Below are 18,274 nucleotides of genomic sequence, written 5' to 3' on the forward strand. Positions count from 1 at the left end.
CGGCTGCCGGGCCGCCGCGGCAGGCGCGGCAAGCCCGGCTCCTTACTTCTTCCGTGACCGGCTGGATTCGACGTGACCGCCATGGAGAGCCGGGATGTGCGACGGCTGAATCCCGTGGTGCGCACCGGCCCCGTGCACCGGCCGGCCGCGCGGTCAGCTGCCCGCGAGTACTCCCGTGATCTTCTCCGAGGCGGTCTTCGCCTCCGCCGCCGGGTCACCGCCCTGCAGCACGGCCGTCATGTACGGCTTGATCGGGTTGTCGGCCTCCACCGCCGCCCACTGCGGCGAGTTGGGGGTGGCATGGCCCTCCGCCGCGCCCTCGGCCATCGCGGCGGTGCTCTCCTCGCCCTCGATGACATGGGCCAGGGTGGTCTTGTTGGGCACGTAGCTCATGGCCTTGGCCAGTTCCTCCTGCCACTTGGCGCCGGCCAGTTCCTTGATCACGTCGATGCCCGCGCTCCGCCGGTGCGCCTTCTCCGGAACGATCAGATCGGATCCGCCGGTGAATACCGAACCGGGGGACTTCTCGGTCTTGCCCGGGATCGGGAAGTATCCCAGTTTTCCCCTGAGTTCGGGATTCGCCTTCTCGATCAGCGTCGCGGTACTGGGGGTGGAAATGATCTGTGCGACATCTCCCTTGGCGAACACATTGCCCTGCGGGGGCTTTTCCTCGTCCGCGTCCTTGGGGCCTGCACCGAGCGCCTGGAGCTGCTGGTAGAACTCCATGCCCCGCAGGGCCGCGGCGGAGTTGAGGGTGCCCTTCCAGTCGCCGCTCTTCTCGCTCGCGAGTTCACCGCCCTCGTCCCAGATGAATCCGGCGAGCACGTACCAGTTCTGGCCCGGCAGGTACATGCCCTGATTGCCGTCCCGGTTCAGCTTCTCGCTGTCAGCGATCCACTGCGCGCGCGTCTTCGGCAGGGACTTGATGCCGGCCTCTTTGAAGAGGTCCTTGTTGTAGATCACCACCCGGTTGGCCGCGTACCAGGGGATTCCGTACTGGACGCCGCCGATGCTGCCCGGTTCGGCGAGGCCGGGCAGCCAGTCCTCGCTGCCGAGGTCCCGCATCGACTCCAGGGTCAGGTCGCGCAGCCCGCCGCTCTCCGCGTACTGGGCCACCTGGGTGTTGCCGACCTCGATGACGTCCGGGGTGTCCTTGCCGCCCAGGGCGTCGATGACCTTCGGCCCGATACCGCTCCAGCTCTGGATTTTGAAGTCCAGTTCGACCGACGGGTGCGCCGCTTCGTACGACTTCTTGAATTTGGCCAGGAAGTCGGGGCTCACGCTGTCCTTCATCAGCCAGATGGTGACTTTCTTGCTGTCGGAGCCACCCGAACCGGGGATCACACCGCAGCCGCCCAGTGCGGCTACGGATATCAGGGCAACAGCTCCTACGAGCATGCGGTTCTTCACGGGGTCACCTTCTGCGAAACGGCACGACAAGACCAGGACCCGGTGTGGGGGACTGCGGGCTGCGCTCGCACGGGCGTGGCTGGATTTTGGTATGGACCAATACATTGGTCAAGGCCGGTTCCGGACGCGCGACCGCCCCGCCAACTCTCGCGAACCCCGTCAAGGTGGGGCACCTTGGTAGAGGCGAGAGGAGACATAAGATGTCAAACCATACGTATCGCGTCACAGAGATCGTAGGAACCTCCCATGAGGGCGTCGACGCGGCAGTCCGCAACGCCGTCGCGAGGGCTTCGGAAACGTTGCACAATCTCGATTGGTTCGAGATCACAGAGGTGCGCGGCCAGATCAAGGACGGCCGGATCGAGCACTACCAGGTCGGCCTGAAAGTCGGCTTCCGGCTCGACGAAAAGGACTGATCCGGAACGCGCACGGCGAGCCCGCGCGTCCGTCAGCGCGGGCGGCGCCCGCACCCAGTGGCCCCGCGGCCCAGCGGCACAGTGGCCCGCCGAGGCCTAGAATCGGGCTGTTTGTCCTGACCGCCCCGCCCCGAACCGTACGGAGTCCCCCGCCCCCATGCCCACCCCCCACGACCCGTACGTCAGGGTCCGCGGCGCCCGCGAGCACAACCTCCAGGACGTTCGGGTCGACATCCCGCGCGACACGCTCACCGTCTTCACCGGTGTCTCCGGATCCGGAAAGTCCTCGCTGGCCTTCGGGACCATCTACGCCGAGGCCCAGCGCCGCTATTTCGAGTCCGTCGCCCCGTACGCCCGCCGGCTGATCCACCAGGTCGGGGCGCCGGCGGTGGGCGAGATCACCGGGCTGCCGCCGGCCGTGTCGCTGGAGCAGCGCCGCTCCGCGCCGGGCGCCAGGTCCTCGGTGGGGACGGTGACCACACTGTCGAACTCGCTGCGGATGCTGTTCTCCCGGGCCGGGAGGTATCCGGAGGGTGCCGAGCGGCTGGACTCCGACGCGTTCTCACCGAACACCGCCGCGGGGGCCTGTCCGCGCTGCCACGGCCTCGGCCGGGTGCACCGCACCACGGAGGAGCTGCTGGTTCCCGACCCCTCGCTGTCGATCAGGGACGGCGCGATCGCCGCCTGGCCGGGGGCCTGGCAGGGCAAGAACCTGCGCGATGTGCTGGACGCCCTGGGGTACGACGTCGCACGGCCGTGGCGCGAGCTCGACCCGGCGGACCGGGAGTGGATCCTGTTCACCGACGAGCAGCCGGTGGTGACGGTCCATCCGGTGCGTGACGCGGGCCGGATCCAACGCCCCTACCAGGGCACGTACATGAGCGCGCGCCGCTATGTGATGCACACCTTCGCGGACACCAGGAGCCGGTCCCTGCGGACGAAGGCGGAGCGCTTCCTGACCAGTGAGCCGTGTCCGGTCTGCGAGGGCAGCCGGCTGCGGCCGGAGGCCATGGCGGTCACCTTCGCCGGCCGGACGATCGCGGAGCTGGCGGGACTCCCGCTCACCGGGCTCGCCGAGGCGCTGACGACGGCCGGCGGGGGCGACACCGCCCGGGTGCTGACGACCGATCTGCTGGCCCGGATCGAGACGGTCACCGAGCTGGGGCTCGGCTATCTCAGCCTGGACCGCACGGCCCCGACGCTCTCCTCCGGCGAGCTTCAACGACTGCGGCTGGCCACGCAGTTGCGGTCCGGACTGTTCGGCGTCGTCTACGTACTGGACGAGCCGTCAGCCGGCCTGCACCCGGCGGACACCGAGTCGCTGCTCGGGGTGCTCGGCCGGCTGAAGGAGGCCGGGAACACGGTCTTCGTCGTGGAGCATCAGATGGATGTGGTGCGGCGGGCCGACTGGCTGGTCGACGTGGGGCCGCTGGCCGGTGAGCACGGCGGCCGGGTGCTGCACAGCGGCCCGCCGGCCGGTCTCGCCGAGGTCGAGGAGTCGGCGACGCGCCGCTTCCTCTTCGACGAGGCGCCGGCCCCGGTGCGCGAGGTGCGGGAGCCCACCGGGTGGCTTCGGCTGCACGGCGTGGAGCGGCACAATGTGCGCGGCGTGGACGCGGCCTTCCCGCTCGGGGTGTTCACCGCCGTCACGGGGGTCTCGGGGTCGGGCAAGTCGACGCTGGTGGGGCAGGTCCTGGCGGACGTGCTGGCCGACCGGCGGGCCCCGGCACAGGCAGAGGCCGATCAGCCTCGCGAGCGGCCCGTACCCGGGTGCGCGTCGGCCGAGGGGCTGGCGGCGGTGGACCGTCTCGTCCAGGTCGACCAGAAGCCCATCGGCCGTACGCCGCGTTCCAACCTGGCCACGTACACCGGGCTGTTCGACGTCGTGCGCAAGCTGTTCGCCGCGACGGACACGGCGGTCGAGCGCGGCTACCGGGCCGGGCGGTTCTCCTTCAACGTGGCGGGCGGACGGTGCGAGACCTGCCAGGGTGAGGGGTTCGTCTCCGTGGAGCTGCTCTTCCTGCCCAGTACGTACGCGCCCTGCCCGGACTGCCACGGCGCGCGGTACAACCCGCAGACCCTCGAAGTCACCCTGCGCGGGCGGGACATCGCCCAGGTGCTGGACCTCACGGTCGAGTCGGCGGCCGGTTTCTTCGCCGGTACGCCCGGCGCCGAACGCAGTCTGCGCACCCTGCTCGACGTGGGGCTCGGCTATCTGCGGCTGGGGCAGCCGGCGACCGAGCTCTCCGGCGGCGAGGCGCAGCGCATCAAGCTGGCCGCCGAGCTCCAGCGCGCCCGCCGGGGCCACACCCTGTACCTGCTGGACGAGCCGACGACGGGGCTGCATCCGGCCGATGTCGAGGTCCTGATGCGGCAGTTGCACGGGCTGGTCGACGCGGGCAGCACCGTGGTGGTCGTCGAGCACGACATGGCCGTGGTCGCGGGCGCCGACTGGGTGATCGACCTCGGGCCGGGCGGCGGCGACCGGGGCGGCCGGATCGTGGCGACGGGGCCGCCCTCGGCCGTGGCGCGGGCGGAGGGCAGCCGGACGGCGGCGTACCTCCGGGCCTCGCTCCACCTCGACTGACCGTTCTTTTCTCCCCAACTCCCCCATTTGCCCTGCCGGTTGCCGGTTCGGGCAGCCCAAGGGAAATAAAACAGTAAAGAACGTTGACAGTTAGCTGGTCCAGACCAATTATGGGCATGCCTCACGGCCGCTCCACGCCGTGCGGTACGTGACCCCCGGCCGGGATTCACAGGAACGGACCACGCCCTCGACGGGCGTGGCAGAGCCGTGCGATCCGCCCGTTGTCTCACTCCGCTGGGAGCTACCCCATGAGACGTCCAAGAACAGTCGCCGCCGTCCTGAGCGCCCTGGCCACGGCCGTCGCGTCCGCCGGCCTGGTCCTCGGATCAGGCGCCGGCGCGCAGGCCACCGCCACCGCCGCCACTCCCCTGCCCGCGCATGTCTTCGCCCCGTACTTCGAGGCGTACAACGGAGACAGTCCGGCCGCCCTCTCACAGGCGTCCGGTGCCAAGTACCTGACCATGGCCTTCGTCCAGACCGAGGCCCGGGGTTCCTGCACCCCGTACTGGAACGGCGATTCGAGTACGCCGATCGCCCAGTCCGAGTACGGCGCCGACTTCACGACCATCCGGTCGCGCGGCGGCGACGTGATCCCGTCGTTCGGCGGGTACGCGGCCGACAACGGCGGCACCGAGATCGCCGACAGCTGCACGAGCGTCGACTCCATCGCCGCGGCGTACGAGAAGGTCATCACGACCTACGACGTGTCCCGGCTCGACATGGACATCGAGGACAACTCGCTGGAGAACAGCGCCGGGATCGACCGCCGCAACAAGGCGATCAAGAAGGTGCAGGACTGGGCCGCCGCCAACGGCCGCTCGGTGCAGATCTCGTACACCCTGCCCACCACAACCAGCGGGCTCGCCCCCAGCGGGCTCGCGGTGCTCAAGAACGCGGTGACCAACGGCGCCCAGGTGGACGTCGTGAACCTCATGACGTTCGACTACTACGACGGCGCCTCGCACAACATGGCGCAGGACACCCAGACGGCGATCACCGGCCTGAAGGGCCAGCTGGCCAAGCTCTACCCGTCGAAGACCGAGGCCCAGCTGTGGGGCATGACCGGCATCATCGAGATGCCGGGCATCGACGACTACGGCCCCGCCGAGACGTTCACCACCGCGGACGCCACCTCGGTGTACAACTGGGCCGTCTCCAAGGGCGTCAGCACCCTGTCGTTCTGGGCGCTGCAGCGTGACAACGGCGGCTGCCCCGGCACCGGCGGCAGCGACACCTGCTCCGGGATCGCGCAGGACACCTGGTACTTCAGCCACACGTTCGCGCCCTTCACCACGGGCGGCGGCACCGGCCCGGTGACGGACGACTACTCGGTGGCCGTCGCCCCCGGTTCCGCGACGGTCGCGCCCGGCGGTTCGGCCACGGCGACCGTGAGCACCGCGGTCACCTCCGGCAACGCCAAGACCGTCGCGCTGACGACGAGCGGGGCGCCGGCCGGTGTGACGGCCACGCTCAGCCCGACGTCGGTCACCGCGGGCGGGACGTCGAAGCTGACCGTCACCGCCTCGGCCTCGGCGGCGCCCGGCACGTACAAGGTCAATGTGACCGGTGCGGCGGGCACGCTCAGCCACTCGGCGGCCTTCACGCTGACCGTCTCCGGACCGGGAGGCGGCACCGGATCGCTGGTGAACGGCGACTTCGAGACGGGTTCGCTCGGCCCCTGGACCTGTGAGTCCGGCGGCTCCGTCGTCTCCACCCCGGTGCACGGCGGTACGCACGCGCTCGCCGCTGCGGCCACCGCCTCGCAGACAGGCGAGTGCACGCAGACGCTGACGCTGTCCCCCAACACCAAGTACACGCTGAGCGGCTGGGTGCAGGGCAGCTACGGCTACCTCGGCGTCAAGGGCGGGGCCACGGCCAGCACCTGGGGCTCGTCCAGCGGTTACGCCAAGCAGTCGGTGGCCTTCACCACCGGGGCCAGCGGCGCGGTGACGGTGTACCTGCACGGCTGGTACGGACAGGGCACGGTCTACGGTGACGACCTCTCCGTGACGTCCTGACCGACGAGGCGACCAGAGGGCGGAGCCCCGGCTCCGGAGGCGGGCGGCCTCCGGAGCCGGGGCTCCGCGCGTCAGCGGTGGACCTTGCGGGTCGCCCGCAGCCATTCCTTGTTCATCGCTGAGATCGACGGCAGCGGGATGCCCTTCGGGCAGGCGGTCGCGCACTCCCCCGTGAGGGTGCAGCCGCCGAAGCCCTCGCTGTCCATCTGCCCCACCATGTCGAGGACCCGGGTCTCGCGCTCCGGGGCGCCCTGCGGCAGCACGTTCAGGTGGTTGACCTTCGCCGAGGTGAAGAGCATCGCGGAGCCGTTGGGGCAGGCCGCCACGCAGGCACCGCAGCCGATGCACTCCGCGTGCTCGAAGGCGGAGTCGGCGTCCGGCTTGGGCACGGGCGTGGCGTGCGCGTCCGGTGCCGTACCGGTCGGGGCGGAGATGTAGCCGCCGGCCTGGATGATCCGGTCGAAGGCGGAGCGGTCCACGACCAGGTCCTTGACGACCGGGAAGGCCGAGGCGCGCCAGGGCTCGATGTCGATGGTGTCGCCGTCCTCGAAGGACCGCATGTGGAGCTGGCAGGTGGTGGTGCGCTCCGGGCCGTGGGCGTCCCCGTTGATGACCAGGCTGCACGCGCCGCAGATCCCTTCGCGGCAGTCGTGGTCGAACGCGACGGGGTCGTCCCCTTCGAGGATGAGTTCCTCGTTGAGGGTGTCGAGCATCTCCAGGAACGACATGTCCTGGGAGATGCCCTCCACCCGGTAGGTGGACATGGCGCCGGGGGCGTCGGCGTTCTTCTGGCGCCAGACGCGCAGGGTGAGCTTCATGCGTAGCTCCGCTGAGTGGGGTGGACGTACTCGAAGACCAGGTCTTCCTTGTGCAGGACGGGAGCGTCGCCGGTGCCGGTGAACTCCCAGGCCGCGGCGTAGGAGAACTCCTCGTCGCGCCGGGCGGCCTCGCCGTCCGGGGTCTGCGACTCCTCGCGGAAGTGCCCTCCGCAGGACTCGGCGCGGTGCAGTGCGTCGAGGCACATCAGCTCCGCGAGCTCCAGGTAGTCGACGATGCGGTTGGCCTTCTCCAGCGACTGGTTGAACTCGTCGCCGGTGCCGGGGACCTTGATTTGCCGCCAGAACTCCTCGCGGATCAGCGGCAGCTTGCCGAGCGCCTTGCGCAGCCCCTCCTCCGTGCGGGCCATACCGCAGTACTCCCACATGAGTTCACCGATCTCCCGGTGGAAGGAGTCGGGGGTGCGGTCGCCGTCGACGGCCAGCAGCAGGTTGATCCGGTCCTCCGTCTCGGCCACCGCCTCCTCCACCTCTGGATGCGAGGCGTCGACCTTCTCGTGGTGCGGGTTGCGGGCCAGGTAGTCGTTGATCGTCGACGGGAGGACGAAGTAGCCGTCCGCGAGGCCCTGCATCAGCGCGGAGGCTCCGAGGCGGTTGGCCCCGTGGTCGGAGAAGTTCGCCTCCCCGATCGCGAACAGCCCGGGGATCGTGGTCTGGAGGTCGTAGTCGACCCAGAGCCCGCCCATCGTGTAGTGCACGGCCGGGTAGATGCGCATCGGTGTCTCGTACGGGTTCTCCGCGGTGATCTGCGCGTACATGTCGAAGAGGTTGCCGTACTTCTCCTCGACCTTCGCCCGGCCCATCCGCTGGACGGCCTCCGCGAAGTCCAGGTAGACGCCCTGCCCGCCGGGGCCGACCCCGCGGCCCTCGTCGCAGACGTTCTTGGCCGCGCGGGAGGCGATGTCGCGGGGCACCAGGTTCCCGAAGGCGGGGTAGACGCGCTCCAGGTAGTAGTCGCGCTCGTCCTCGGGGATCTCGCCCGCGGGGCGGGTGTCGCCCTTGGCCTTCGGGACCCAGATGCGGCCGTCGTTGCGCAGCGACTCACTCATCAGCGTCAGCTTGGACTGGTGCTCACCGGTGCGCGGGATGCAGGTGGGGTGGATCTGGGTGAAGCAGGGGTTGGCGAAGTACGCGCCGCGCCGGTGGGCGCGCCAGATGGCGGTGGCGTTGGAGTTCATGGCGTTGGTCGACAGGTAGAAGACGTTGCCGTATCCGCCGCTGGCCAGCACGACCGCGTCGGCGAAGTACGTGTCGATCTTCCCGGTGACCAGGTCACGGGCGACGATGCCGCGGGCCTTGCCGTCGACGACGATCAGGTCGAGCATCTCGGTGCGGGGGTGCAGTTCGACGTTGCCCGCGGCGATCTGCCGGGACAGGGCCTGGTAGGCGCCCAGCAGCAGCTGCTGCCCCGTCTGGCCGCGGGCGTAGAAGGTGCGGGAGACCTGGACGCCGCCGAAGGAGCGGTTGTCGAGGAGTCCGCCGTACTCGCGGGCGAAGGGGACGCCCTGGGCCACGCACTGGTCGATGATCTCGACGGAGATCTGGGCGAGCCGGTGCACGTTGGACTCACGGGCGCGGAAGTCGCCGCCCTTGACGGTGTCGTAGAAGAGCCGGTGGACGGAGTCGCCGTCGTTGCGGTAGTTCTTCGCGGCGTTGATGCCGCCCTGGGCGGCCACCGAGTGGGCCCGGCGGGGCGAGTCCTGGAAGCAGAACTGGACGACGTGGTAGCCCTGTTCGGCCAGGGTGGCGCCGGCGGAGCCGCCGGCCAGACCGGTGCCGATGACGATGACGGTGTGCTTGCGGCGGTTGGCCGGGTTGACCAGCTTCGCCTCGAAGCGGCGGGTGTCCCAGCGTTCCGCGACGGGCCCGCCGGGAGCGCGGGTGTCGGCGAGAGGCTCGCCGGTCGCGTAGTCGGTGTAGTCGTTCATGTCAGCTCACCACTCCGGTCATGACGGCGACGGGTACGGAGACGAAGCCCGCCGTCAGCACCAGCGCGAGCGCGTTGGCGAGGGTCTTCAGGACGCGGTCGCGGGTCGCGCGGCCCGCTCCCAGGGTCTGCGCCGCGCTCCAGAACCCGTGCTGGACGTGCAGTCCCATGGCGATCATGGCGACGATGTAGATGACGTTGCCGTACCAGGTGGAGAAGGTGTCGATGACGTTCTGGTACGGGTGTCCGGACTGGAATCCGCCCGAGTGCACGGTGCCGGTCGTCAGGTCCAGGATGTGCCAGACGATGAACAGCGCGAGGATGACGCCGCCGTAGCGCATGGTGTTGGTGGCATAGCTGGCACGCGGCTTGCGGTGTACGTACTTGCTGGGCCGCGCCCTGAGGTCGCGGCGGCTGAGCTGGTACGCGGAGACGGCGTGCAGCACCACGGCGGCGACGAGCACCAGCCGGACGATCCACAGCGCCCACTCGTGGTGCAGGAACGGCTCGCCCATCACGCGCAGCCAGTGCGCGTAGCCGTTGAACTCGCCCGGTCCGAAGAAGATCTTCAGGTTGCCGACCATGTGGACGACCAAGTAGAGGAGCATGATCAGGCCGCTCACGGCCATGATCGTCTTCTTGCCGACGGACGAGTCCCAGAGCGAACGCGTCATGGACGGCCGTCGGTCCGTCCGTGTTGCCAATGCCATGGACACGACGCTAGGGCCGAAGGGCCCGATCAGTCCAAGACATGGAGCAGCTGATCTCCATAGCCACTGACTATCGAGCGAGATACGTTGAGCGCATGCAGCTTCAGCAGCTCGTGTACTTCGTGGCCGTGGCCGAAGCCCGGCACTTCACCCGCGCCGCCGAGGACGTCCACGTGTCACAGCCCTCGCTCTCGCAACAGATCAGGGCGCTGGAGAGCGAGCTGGGGGCCGAGCTGTTCAGCCGCGCCCGGGGGAACATCGCGCTGACCGACGCGGGCGAGGCGCTGCTGCCGCTGGCCCGGCGCATCCTGGCCGACGCGGACACCGCCAGGCAGGAGGTACAGGAGCTGGTCCAGCTGCGCCGGGGCCGGGTCCGGCTCGGTGCGACCCCCAGCGTCTGCACGGGGCTGCTGCCCGACGTGCTGCGCGCCTTCCACGATCTGCACCCGGGCGTCCGGCTGCTGCTGGAGGAGGGCGGTTCGCACGACCTGGTACGGGAGCTGGCGCGCGGCGCCCTCGACCTCGCTCTCGTGGTGCTTCCGCTCCCCGCGGCCTCACCGGCCCTGACCACGGTCGAGCTGCTCCAGGAGGATCTGGTGGTGGTCTCGTCGGCGGCGGGGCCGCGGCCCGGCCGGGGCGGGCGGGTGCGGATCGCGGATCTGCAGAGCGAGCCGCTGGTGATGTTCCGGCACGGCTACGACCTGCGGGAGCTGACCGTGGCCGCCTGCCGGGCCGAGGGCTTCGAGCCGTCGTTCACCGTGGAGGGCGGCGAGATGGACGCGGTCCTCGGGATCGTCCGGGCCGGTCTCGGGATCGCGGTGGTCCCGAGCATGGTGGCCGCCCGGACGGGCCACGGCCTGCGGACGACGCCACTGGCGAAGCCGGGGCTCCGCCGCACGATCGCGCTCGCGCACCGCAGTGACGTCGATCCGCCGCGGGCGGCGCGCGAGTTCCAGCGGGTGCTGCTGGCGAGCCGGGCGGACGCCTCGCCCCCGGGTGGCTGACGCGCCCGGGGCCAGTGCGTCCGCCGGCCTCACACCGCGTCGGCCAGCAGCAGCGAGTGGATCCGGTCCGGGGCGCCGGGCCGCGCGTAGTACCAGCCCTGGGCCGTGTCGCAGCCCAGCTCCCGCAGCTGCTCCGCCTGGGCCCCGGTCTCCACGCCCTCCACCGTCACCGCCAGGTCGAGACTGTGCGCGAGCGACACGATGCCCTCGACGATCTTCAGGTCCACCGGATCGGCCGGGTGGTGCTGCATCCCCTGGGTGAAGGAACGGTCCAGCTTCAGCACGCTCACCGGCAGCCGCCGCAGGTTCGCCAGGTTCGAGTAACCCGTGCCGAAGTCGTCGAGCGCTATGCCGACGCCCATGTCGGCCAGCTGGCGCAGCGGCTTCAGCAGATCGTCGTCGGCGCCGATGAGCGCCGACTCGGTGACCTCCAGGCACAGCGCCGCGGGCTCCAGCCCGGACCGCTCCAGGACGTCGACGGTCTCCGCGACCAGGTGCGGATGGTGCAGCTGGGCGGGCGAGAGGTTGACGTTGATCCGCAGCGGGCCCCCGTCGGTGTGCCGCTCCTGCCAGAAGTTGGCCTGGCGTACCGACTCCTCCAGCACCCAGCGGCCGAGCGGCACGATCAGCCCGGTGTGCTCGGCGAGCGCGATGAACCGGTCGGGCCCCAGCACCCCGTGCTGCGGGTGGCACCAGCGCACCAGTGCCTCCGCCCCGTGCACCGAACCGTCCCCGAGGTGCACCAGCGGCTGGTACTCGATGAAGAACTCGCCGCGCTCCAGCGCGGCCGGCAGCGCCGTGGTCAGCCCGTGCCGGGTGATGGCACGGGCGTCCGCCTCCGCGTCGGCCAGCTCGAAGCGGTTGCCGCCCGCGGACTTGGCCCGGTACATCGTGATGTCGGCGCTGCGCAGCACCTCGGCGGCGCTGCGCTCGCCGGCCGGGCCCTCGACGACCCCGATGGACCCCCGGACGGTGAGCTCACGGCCGTCCAGCCGGATCGGCGTGCCGAGCACCCCGAGGATGCGGCAGGCCAGTTCGTCGACCTCGGATGCCGTGTCGGGACCGGTCGTCAGCGCCACGAACTCGTCGCCGCCGAGCCGCGCCACCATCTCGCCCGGCGCGGTCGCGCAGCTCTGCAGCCGGTCCGCGACCTCGACGAGCAGCCGGTCGCCCGAGGCGTGGCCCAGGCTGTCGTTGATCGCCTTGAAGCCGTCCAGGTCCAGGTAGCAGAGCCCGAAACGGCTGCCGTCACCGGCCGAGAGCGCTTTCTCCAGGCGCTCGAAAAAAAGGGTGCGGTTCGGCAGGCCGGTGAGCGCGTCGTGCGTGGCCTCGTACCGGAGACGCAGATTCAGCAGCCTGCGCTCCGTGGTGTCCTCCATCAACGCCAGCTGATACTCAGGACGGCCCTCCGCGTCGCGCAGCAGGGACACCGTCAGATTGGTCCACAGGACCGTTCCGTCGTTGCGGTAGAACGCCTTCTCGACCCGGTAGTGGTCGCGCTCGCCGCTCACCAGCTCGTTGTAGTACGCCCAGACCTTCGGGGAGTCCTCGGGGTGGACCCACTCGTTGACGCGGTGGCTGCGCACATGGTGGTCGAGCCCGCCGAACATCCGGGTGAGGGTGTCGTTGACCTCCAGCACGTTGCCGTCGAGGTCGGCGATCCCGATGCCGATGGCGGCGTCCTTGAATACGGCACGGAACCGCGCCTCGGTCGCGTGCAGCGCCTGTTCGGCCTGGGAGCGCGCGGCGAGCGCCGAGCGGGCGATGGCCTCCTGCTCGGCGAGGGTCCGCTCGCGCAGCGCCTGGCTGAAGCCGCCCGCGACGGCGTGCTGGATCCTGGCGCAGCGGGACCGGCTGTCCTCGGTCGCCAGTGCCACGGGGCCGTTGTTCCCGCAGTACAGGACGAGGTAGGAGTCGACGACACCGAGCGTGGAGCTGAGCGCGTCCGGGTCCGTGCAGTGCGCGGCGACGAGTGCGCCGCCCACCCCGGCGGCCGATACGGCGTCGAAGGGGCGGGCGTGCAGGGTGTCGCTGAGTATGCGGGCCAGCGGGAGCAGATGGTGTTCGAACTCCGGGCGGGTCAGGGAGGTGGCCGTCGACGGGAATATGGCCCGGCTCCAGATCGTGGCGAATCGCCGGAGCCGGTCCTCGGGGCCGTCGGGCTCCGCGTCCGGTGCGCCGGACGACTGGGCGGGAATACTCACGCCTTGCGTCCCACTCCCGCGAAGCCCGAGAAGGCGTACGGGTCTTCACCGCCCTGCGCCACCGGGGTGTCGGGGCGCCAGCTCGGCATCGGCACCAGACCGGGGTCGACCATCTCGTACCCGTCGAAGAACCGGCCGATCTCCTCGGACGAGCGCATGACCAGCGGGTTGCGGATGTCCTTGTACACGCCGACCGCGCCGCCGGCCTCCTCCCGCGTCAGCGGGATGCCCTCGTACGAGGCGTGGGTGACGACGAGGAGGCTTCCGGGGGCCAGGAGGTCACGCAGTTCCGCGACCGCCTTGTGCGGTTCGTCGGAGTCCTCGATGAAGTGGAGTACGGCGACGAGCAGCAGCGCCACCGGCCGGTCGAAGTCGAGGAGTCCGGCGATCTCCGGGTTGTCCCGGATCTCGCGCGGTCGGCGCAGATCGGCGGTGGCGATCACCGCCGCGGAATTGCCCTCAAGCACGGCCTGGCTGTGTGCGACCGCGACCGGATCGTGGTCGACGTACGCCACCCGGGCCTCGGGGGAGATGCCCTGGGCGACCTCATGGACATTACCGAAGGTCGGTATCCCGGAACCGATGTCCAGGAACTGGGAGATCCCCTCATCGAGGGCGTAGCGCACTGCCCGGCGCATAAAGGCACGGTTCGCCTGCATGATCTTGGGAAGTCCCGGCATGAACTCCATGGCCTTGCGGGCCGCTTCCCGGTCCACCTCGAAATTGTGCGAGCCGCCCAGATAGAAGTCATACATTCGGGACACGCTCGGCACCGAAATGTCAATGCCTCGCGGTGCCCAGGCGGGACGCTCCATCGATCTCTCCAACAAGTCGCCACGGCGATCCGGCCATGTTCATGGTCAGTGTTGACCAGAGGCTACTGATCGCCCGCCAGGAGAGCGAGCGGAAACGGAAATTAGCGGTCCGTTATTGGTCACACCCGTGGCAACTGCAACCGTCCCGTCGCTGCGTGTGACATTCGGCCGACTGAACCCCTGAAAAAGGTTCGCAATAGAACTACTTTGACGTATCGGCCGACTCGGCAATGCGGGACCCCGGACACCATCTTCCCCCGGCTGCGGGGCTGTTGGCACCGGCCGGCCCGCCGTGGCCGGAGCGGGCGCGCGGCCGCCACACACGAGGCGCCCCACCGGATGCGCCTGCCAACTCTCCTGCCGACGCTGGCAGTTGCGATGCGGAATCGCGTGATGCATGACCATGGGGGCGGCCGCATGGGCCCACTTTGTTGAATGCGTCCGCAGATTTTTCCCCGGCCGCAAACACCCAGTGCTTCAGGTCCCCACCATCAGGGGAATCCGGCGGCCACGCGGCGTGCCGTCGTGCGGCCCGGAACATGCTCCCGGTCGTGTACGGATCACTCATCGGCCGGCTCTCGGCGGCCGTCGCACTCATCTGGCTGCTGACCGCCCCGGTGCCCGCGGTCGCGAGCAACTGCGGGTACGCCTCGATCGGAGACGACGGGGGCAGTTCGGCGACCGCCAGCAGTGGTGACGGCAGTTGTCACGCGGGGCCGAAGCCCGAGCCCACTCCACCGCCCGCACCCCGGCCCCCTCCGCCTCCCCCACCCCCCGCACCACCACCGCCCCCTCCGTCCCCTCCGCCGCCCTCTCCTCCACCGCCCCCACCCCCACCACCAGCACCGGCACCGCCCCAGCCGGAGCCGGCACCCCCGCCTCCTCCGCCACCGCCTCCCCCTCCGTCGCCGCCCCCCTCGCCCTCGCCCTCACCGTCCGTGCGCCCCACACCCAGGCCGGTGGCCCTGCCCGCCTACCGCAGACCGGTCCGTAAGGCCCCGGAGCGCCATACCTCCCTGGTCACGCTCACCTTGATGATCACAGCCCCCGCGGTGTTCGCCGTCGCCGTGCTGCGGCCCCGTTCCCGATGACCTCCGGAGACCCACATGTCGGAATGGCTTGTTCTCACCTTCGCCATGGTCGCGGCCACCGCCGTGGTACTGACCATCGCCGTACTCAACAACCGCCGGCTGCCCGAGGACGACGACCCGTCCGAAACCCCTGACGTCATCGAGTACATGACGATGATGATCGGCGTGGTCTACGCGATCGTCCTGGGCCTCGCCATCGCGGGCGTCTGGGAGGGCCGCGGAGCGGCCCAGGAATACGTCCGCCAGGAGGCGCAGGCGCTCCACGAGGTCGACGCGCGCTCGTCCGTCTACCCGGTCGAGGTACGCACCCGGATCCGCACCGACGTCGATGCCTACGTCAGCTTCGTCGTGCACGACGAGTGGCAGACCATGATCGACCACGGCAGGCTCGACGACCGCGGCTCGCAGCTCCTGGACCGGGTGCGCGCCGACGTCACCGACTACAAGCCGAAGACCGACCACGAGGGACAGGCGTACCAGCCGCTCGTCGACCAGATCGCCGCGGCCGACGACGCCCGCAGCGCACGCGGGCAGAGCGCCGGGGCCACCATGCCCGGGGTCGTCTGGTTCGGGCTGATCATCGGGGCACTGGTGACCGTGGGACTGATCTTCACCCTGCAGATCCGGCGCACTTTCCGGGAGCTCCTGCTGGCCGGCCTGTTCAGTGTCCTGATCGCCTTTCTGCTCTTCCTGATCTGGGACTTCGACTCGCCTTTCGGCCGGGGCCTCTCGGCGACCGCCGCGCCGTTCCTCGATCTGTTCCCCCGGGCTTCAGGAGGTTAGGAGCGGACCCTGCGCCGCTCGGGGGACAGCGGCGCCCCATTGGACGACTCCGATCGCGGGCGAAATGCGCCACTTCTAGCGTTGGCGGCATCGAGGCGCATTTCTGATGCTTTGCGGGAATCCGTTCCGCAACTGCTCCTCGGGGACCCGGAGGAATCACCATGCGCGCAATACGTGTCGCTCCCGTCGCCCTGCTCGGCGCGGCGGCCTTCGCCCTCACCGGCCCGGCCGCGACCGCGTATGCCGCGACTGCGGGCGGACCGTCCAACAGCGGGAGCGGATACAGCGTCACGCCTTCGGCGGTCGCGCCGGGCGGTCAGGTGACGCTGGCCGCCAAGGGGTGCTCGACGGCGGCCACGGCGTCCTCCGGGGTGTTCGACACCGTCACCATCCCCAGGGGCGGCACCGCCAGGGCAACGGTCGACTGGGATGCCAAACCGGCCGCCGCGTACGAGGTGACGTTCACCTGCAACACATCGCCGAGCTCCACGGCGAAGGTGAACCTCACGATCAGCGCGGCCACGAACAAGCCCACCACCAGCTCCACGAGCACCACGGTTTCGACGGCCTCGCCCGCCGGCGTTCAGGGTGGACTCGGCGGCAGCATCGACAGCCCGGACACCGCGATGATCGTGGGCGGCACCGCACTGGCCGTGGCGGCCGCGACCAGCACCGTCTTCGTGGCGCGGCGGCGCAGGGAGAACCGCTCGCACTGACCGGCACCGCCGGCGGGAACGGAAGTCGCCCCGGGTCCTCTCACAGGACCCGGGGCGACGTGGTTATCGGTCCGGCAGGTATGTCCGCGAGGTCAGACCGCCCCATGGCCGTTCCTCCGGCGGCGCATGATGTACATGCCTCCACCGAGGGCCGCGGAGGCGACCAGGCCCGCGCCCACACCCATGTCCGCCGGGCTCGCGGCCATCGAGCCGCCGAGCCCGCCCTGTGCGCCCCGGCTGTTGAGCACGGTGAACCGGTGCCCGGCCGTCCGGTCGGTGCCGTCGCAGCGCACCGTCAGGTTGTAGGAGCCGGGTGTGGCGTCGTTGAAGATCCGGACCCTGGCGTGACCGACCCGGCCCGCGGAGAGCCGCGTGGTCCGGAAGGCGTGGGACGAGACGCTGCCTCCCCGGCCGCAGCCCTCCGCGCTGACCTGCATGGCCGCACCCTGGTGCACGCGCTCGGGATCGACGGTCACGTTGTTCGGGCCGTTGTTGCGGCCGTTCCCGTTCCCGTTGTTGTTCCCGTTGCCGTTGCCGTTGTTGTTCCCGTTTCCGTTGCCGTTGCCGTTGTTGTTGCCGTTGTTGTTGCCGTTGTTGTTGCCATTGCCGTTGTCCCAGTTGCCCGGGTCGTTCCAGTCGTTCTGGCTGTTCCCGTTGTTCTGGCCGTTCCCGACGTCTCCACCGGCTGCTGCCATCGGGGCGCCGAGCCCGAGGGCGGCGACGGCGGTCGCGGCGACAACGAGAGCGCGTGTAGCACGCATCGTTCGAACCTCCAGCGGGAAGCGCCCCCGGAGCTCGGTGCGCCGGGATGGATCGACGAGAACGCCTCCCATGACGAACCCTCACCAGATCCTTGATCCAGCGCATTTCGGCGCTGCTCCACCCCGGTGATCCGACACACCGTGCGCACACCGGCCGGACTGACGGATTCGCAGGTCACAGGGCGTCAGAACTTTTATCCGCGCACTACTCCGATGCGCAACCGCCCGCCCGGCCGCCACCCGTTCGCCCCTCCCTGATCGCCGCCCGGCCGCCCCGCGCCTAGCGTTCCCCTCGTCGCGACGAAGGGAGAACCATGGGCCGGGACAACTGGCACCCCGAACGGATCAGACACTCGCCCTGGGGCGCGCTCGCCCTGGTGATGCTCACCGGTCTCGCGCTGATGCGGAACGGCGCGGACCTCTCGCCAGGACCGCCCCAGCCGGTCGCCGCCACGTCGGTCGGCCACCAGAAGCACGTGCCCGCGGCACCCGTGTCGGGCCCGGCGGTCAAGCCGCTGGCGTACGCCCCCGTGGACCGCGTTTCCATCCCCTCGATCCAGGTCGACGCGCCGGTCATCGATGTGAACCTGGACCCGGACGGCTGGATCGAGACGCCTCCCCCGCAGGACCCCAACCTCGCGGGCTGGTACCAGAACGGCATCGCGCCGGGGCAGCTGGGCACCTCGGTCGTCGTCGGCCACGTGGACAACGAGGCGGGCCCGGCGGTCTTCTACAGCCTGGGTTCGCTGGAGAAGGGCAGCCGCGTCGAGGTCACCCGCAGCGATGACCGGGTCGCCGTCTTCGAGGTCTACGGGGTCGAGGTGTTCGCGAAGAACGACTTCCCCGGCGCCCGGGTGTACGGCGACACCGGCAAGGCGGAACTGCGGGTCATCACCTGCGGCGGCGGATTCACCAAGGCCAACGGCTACGACGGCAACGTCGTGGTCTTCGCCCGGCTGGTCGCGACGCGCTGACGGCCGCTGCCCGGGGCGGTCC

15 protein-coding genes are annotated in these 18,274 nt (G+C 70.2%); 8 read left to right on the forward strand and 7 right to left on the reverse strand.

Features of this window, described 5'->3' with window-relative positions; genetic code table 11:
* Positions 1–153: 153 nt before the first annotated feature.
* The gene (locus tag ACIP89_RS30520; RefSeq protein ID WP_401924789.1) at positions 154–1,410 is read right to left on the reverse strand and encodes an extracellular solute-binding protein; all 1,257 of its coding nucleotides are present in this window, start codon (positions 1,408–1,410) and stop codon (positions 154–156) included.
* A 200-nt stretch (positions 1,411–1,610) separates the two neighbouring features.
* On the opposite strand from ACIP89_RS30520, the gene ACIP89_RS30525 reads away from it, so the two are divergent.
* From ACIP89_RS30525 to ACIP89_RS30535, 3 genes are all read left to right on the forward strand, one after another.
* Positions 1,611–1,826, forward strand: coding sequence for a dodecin (locus ACIP89_RS30525; RefSeq protein ID WP_402117716.1), 216 nt, complete (start codon positions 1,611–1,613; stop codon positions 1,824–1,826).
* Between the two features lie 157 nt (positions 1,827–1,983).
* Positions 1,984–4,413: an ABC transporter gene (locus tag ACIP89_RS30530; RefSeq protein ID WP_402117717.1), complete on the forward strand. Its 2,430-nt coding sequence runs from the start codon at positions 1,984–1,986 to the stop codon at positions 4,411–4,413.
* Positions 4,414–4,661: 248 nt separating this feature from the next.
* Positions 4,662–6,431 carry a glycosyl hydrolase family 18 protein gene (locus ACIP89_RS30535; protein ID WP_402117718.1) on the forward strand — a complete coding sequence of 590 codons (1,770 nt, stop codon included), beginning with the start codon at positions 4,662–4,664 and terminating at the stop codon, positions 6,429–6,431.
* A gap of 71 nt (positions 6,432–6,502) precedes the next feature.
* On the opposite strand, the gene ACIP89_RS30540 is transcribed toward ACIP89_RS30535, so the two are convergent.
* The 3 genes from ACIP89_RS30540 to ACIP89_RS30550 are packed head-to-tail and all read right to left on the reverse strand — an operon-like array spanning position 6,503 to position 9,904.
* Positions 6,503–7,249 (reverse strand): succinate dehydrogenase/fumarate reductase iron-sulfur subunit, encoded by a 747-nt coding sequence (locus tag ACIP89_RS30540; RefSeq protein WP_401931009.1) that lies wholly within the window; start codon positions 7,247–7,249, stop codon positions 6,503–6,505.
* Positions 7,246–9,195: a fumarate reductase/succinate dehydrogenase flavoprotein subunit gene (locus tag ACIP89_RS30545; RefSeq protein WP_402117720.1), complete on the reverse strand. Its 1,950-nt coding sequence runs from the start codon at positions 9,193–9,195 to the stop codon at positions 7,246–7,248. The genes ACIP89_RS30540 and ACIP89_RS30545 overlap by 4 nt, the downstream gene beginning before the upstream one ends.
* A gap of 1 nt (position 9,196) precedes the next feature.
* Positions 9,197–9,904 carry a succinate dehydrogenase gene (locus ACIP89_RS30550; protein WP_401931004.1) on the reverse strand — a complete coding sequence of 236 codons (708 nt, stop codon included), beginning with the start codon at positions 9,902–9,904 and terminating at the stop codon, positions 9,197–9,199.
* A gap of 95 nt (positions 9,905–9,999) precedes the next feature.
* On the opposite strand from ACIP89_RS30550, the gene ACIP89_RS30555 reads away from it, so the two are divergent.
* Positions 10,000–10,908 carry a LysR family transcriptional regulator gene (locus tag ACIP89_RS30555; RefSeq protein WP_401924805.1) on the forward strand — a complete coding sequence of 303 codons (909 nt, stop codon included), beginning with the start codon at positions 10,000–10,002 and terminating at the stop codon, positions 10,906–10,908.
* A gap of 29 nt (positions 10,909–10,937) precedes the next feature.
* Here ACIP89_RS30555 and ACIP89_RS30560 read toward each other — a convergent pair whose 3' ends face one another.
* Together ACIP89_RS30560 and ACIP89_RS30565 are read right to left on the reverse strand one after the other, a co-directional pair.
* Complete coding sequence (locus ACIP89_RS30560) at positions 10,938–13,112, reverse strand: putative bifunctional diguanylate cyclase/phosphodiesterase (RefSeq protein ID WP_401924808.1); 2,175 nt, start codon at positions 13,110–13,112, stop codon at positions 10,938–10,940.
* Positions 13,109–13,927: an SAM-dependent methyltransferase gene (locus tag ACIP89_RS30565; protein ID WP_402117722.1), complete on the reverse strand. Its 819-nt coding sequence runs from the start codon at positions 13,925–13,927 to the stop codon at positions 13,109–13,111. Before ACIP89_RS30565 ends, ACIP89_RS30560 begins: the two co-directional genes overlap by 4 nt.
* Before the next feature lie 703 nt (positions 13,928–14,630).
* Here ACIP89_RS30565 and ACIP89_RS30570 point away from each other — a divergent pair.
* The 3 genes from ACIP89_RS30570 to ACIP89_RS30580 all read left to right on the forward strand — a co-directional run bounded on the left by ACIP89_RS30570 (position 14,631) and on the right by ACIP89_RS30580 (position 16,517).
* Entirely contained in the window at positions 14,631–14,921 is a 291-nt protein-coding gene (locus ACIP89_RS30570) for a hypothetical protein (RefSeq protein WP_402117828.1), read from the forward strand.
* Between the two features lie 112 nt (positions 14,922–15,033).
* A complete protein-coding gene (locus tag ACIP89_RS30575) occupies positions 15,034–15,801 on the forward strand; it encodes a hypothetical protein (RefSeq protein WP_389210235.1) in 768 nt (255 codons plus the stop codon).
* A gap of 161 nt (positions 15,802–15,962) precedes the next feature.
* On the forward strand, positions 15,963–16,517 hold the full coding sequence (locus ACIP89_RS30580) for a hypothetical protein (protein WP_401924815.1): 555 nt from the start codon (positions 15,963–15,965) through the stop codon (positions 16,515–16,517).
* 92 nt (positions 16,518–16,609) lie between these two features.
* Here the strand turns inward: ACIP89_RS30580 and ACIP89_RS30585 are convergent, their stop codons facing one another.
* Entirely contained in the window at positions 16,610–17,278 is a 669-nt protein-coding gene (locus ACIP89_RS30585) for a hypothetical protein (protein WP_401924818.1), read from the reverse strand.
* Between the two features lie 314 nt (positions 17,279–17,592).
* Here ACIP89_RS30585 and ACIP89_RS30590 point away from each other — a divergent pair, with 314 nt between their 5' ends.
* Positions 17,593–18,252: a class F sortase gene (locus ACIP89_RS30590; RefSeq protein ID WP_401924820.1), complete on the forward strand. Its 660-nt coding sequence runs from the start codon at positions 17,593–17,595 to the stop codon at positions 18,250–18,252.
* Positions 18,253–18,274: the final 22 nt, after the last annotated feature.

The sequence above is a fragment of the Streptomyces sp. NPDC088730 genome, assembly GCF_044751215.1.
Taxonomy (GTDB): Bacteria; Actinomycetota; Actinomycetes; order Streptomycetales; family Streptomycetaceae; genus Streptomyces.

Excerpts from the sequence above, each read along its gene's own strand:
- ACIP89_RS30525 (WP_402117716.1), top strand. The coding sequence starts at position 1,611 with ATGTCAAACCATACGTATCGCGTCACAGAGATCGTAGGAACCTCCCAT.
- ACIP89_RS30530 (WP_402117717.1), top strand. The coding sequence starts at position 1,984 with ATGCCCACCCCCCACGACCCGTACGTCAGGGTCCGCGGCGCCCGCGAG.
- ACIP89_RS30535 (WP_402117718.1), top strand. The coding sequence starts at position 4,662 with ATGAGACGTCCAAGAACAGTCGCCGCCGTCCTGAGCGCCCTGGCCACG.
- ACIP89_RS30540 (WP_401931009.1), bottom strand. The coding sequence starts at position 7,249 with ATGAAGCTCACCCTGCGCGTCTGGCGCCAGAAGAACGCCGACGCCCCC.
- ACIP89_RS30545 (WP_402117720.1), bottom strand. The coding sequence starts at position 9,195 with ATGAACGACTACACCGACTACGCGACCGGCGAGCCTCTCGCCGACACC.
- ACIP89_RS30550 (WP_401931004.1), bottom strand. The coding sequence starts at position 9,904 with ATGGCATTGGCAACACGGACGGACCGACGGCCGTCCATGACGCGTTCG.
- ACIP89_RS30555 (WP_401924805.1), top strand. The coding sequence starts at position 10,000 with ATGCAGCTTCAGCAGCTCGTGTACTTCGTGGCCGTGGCCGAAGCCCGG.
- ACIP89_RS30565 (WP_402117722.1), bottom strand. The coding sequence starts at position 13,927 with ATGGAGCGTCCCGCCTGGGCACCGCGAGGCATTGACATTTCGGTGCCG.
- ACIP89_RS30575 (WP_389210235.1), top strand. The coding sequence starts at position 15,034 with ATGTCGGAATGGCTTGTTCTCACCTTCGCCATGGTCGCGGCCACCGCC.
- ACIP89_RS30580 (WP_401924815.1), top strand. The coding sequence starts at position 15,963 with ATGCGCGCAATACGTGTCGCTCCCGTCGCCCTGCTCGGCGCGGCGGCC.
- ACIP89_RS30585 (WP_401924818.1), bottom strand. The coding sequence starts at position 17,278 with ATGCGTGCTACACGCGCTCTCGTTGTCGCCGCGACCGCCGTCGCCGCC.
- ACIP89_RS30590 (WP_401924820.1), top strand. The coding sequence starts at position 17,593 with ATGGGCCGGGACAACTGGCACCCCGAACGGATCAGACACTCGCCCTGG.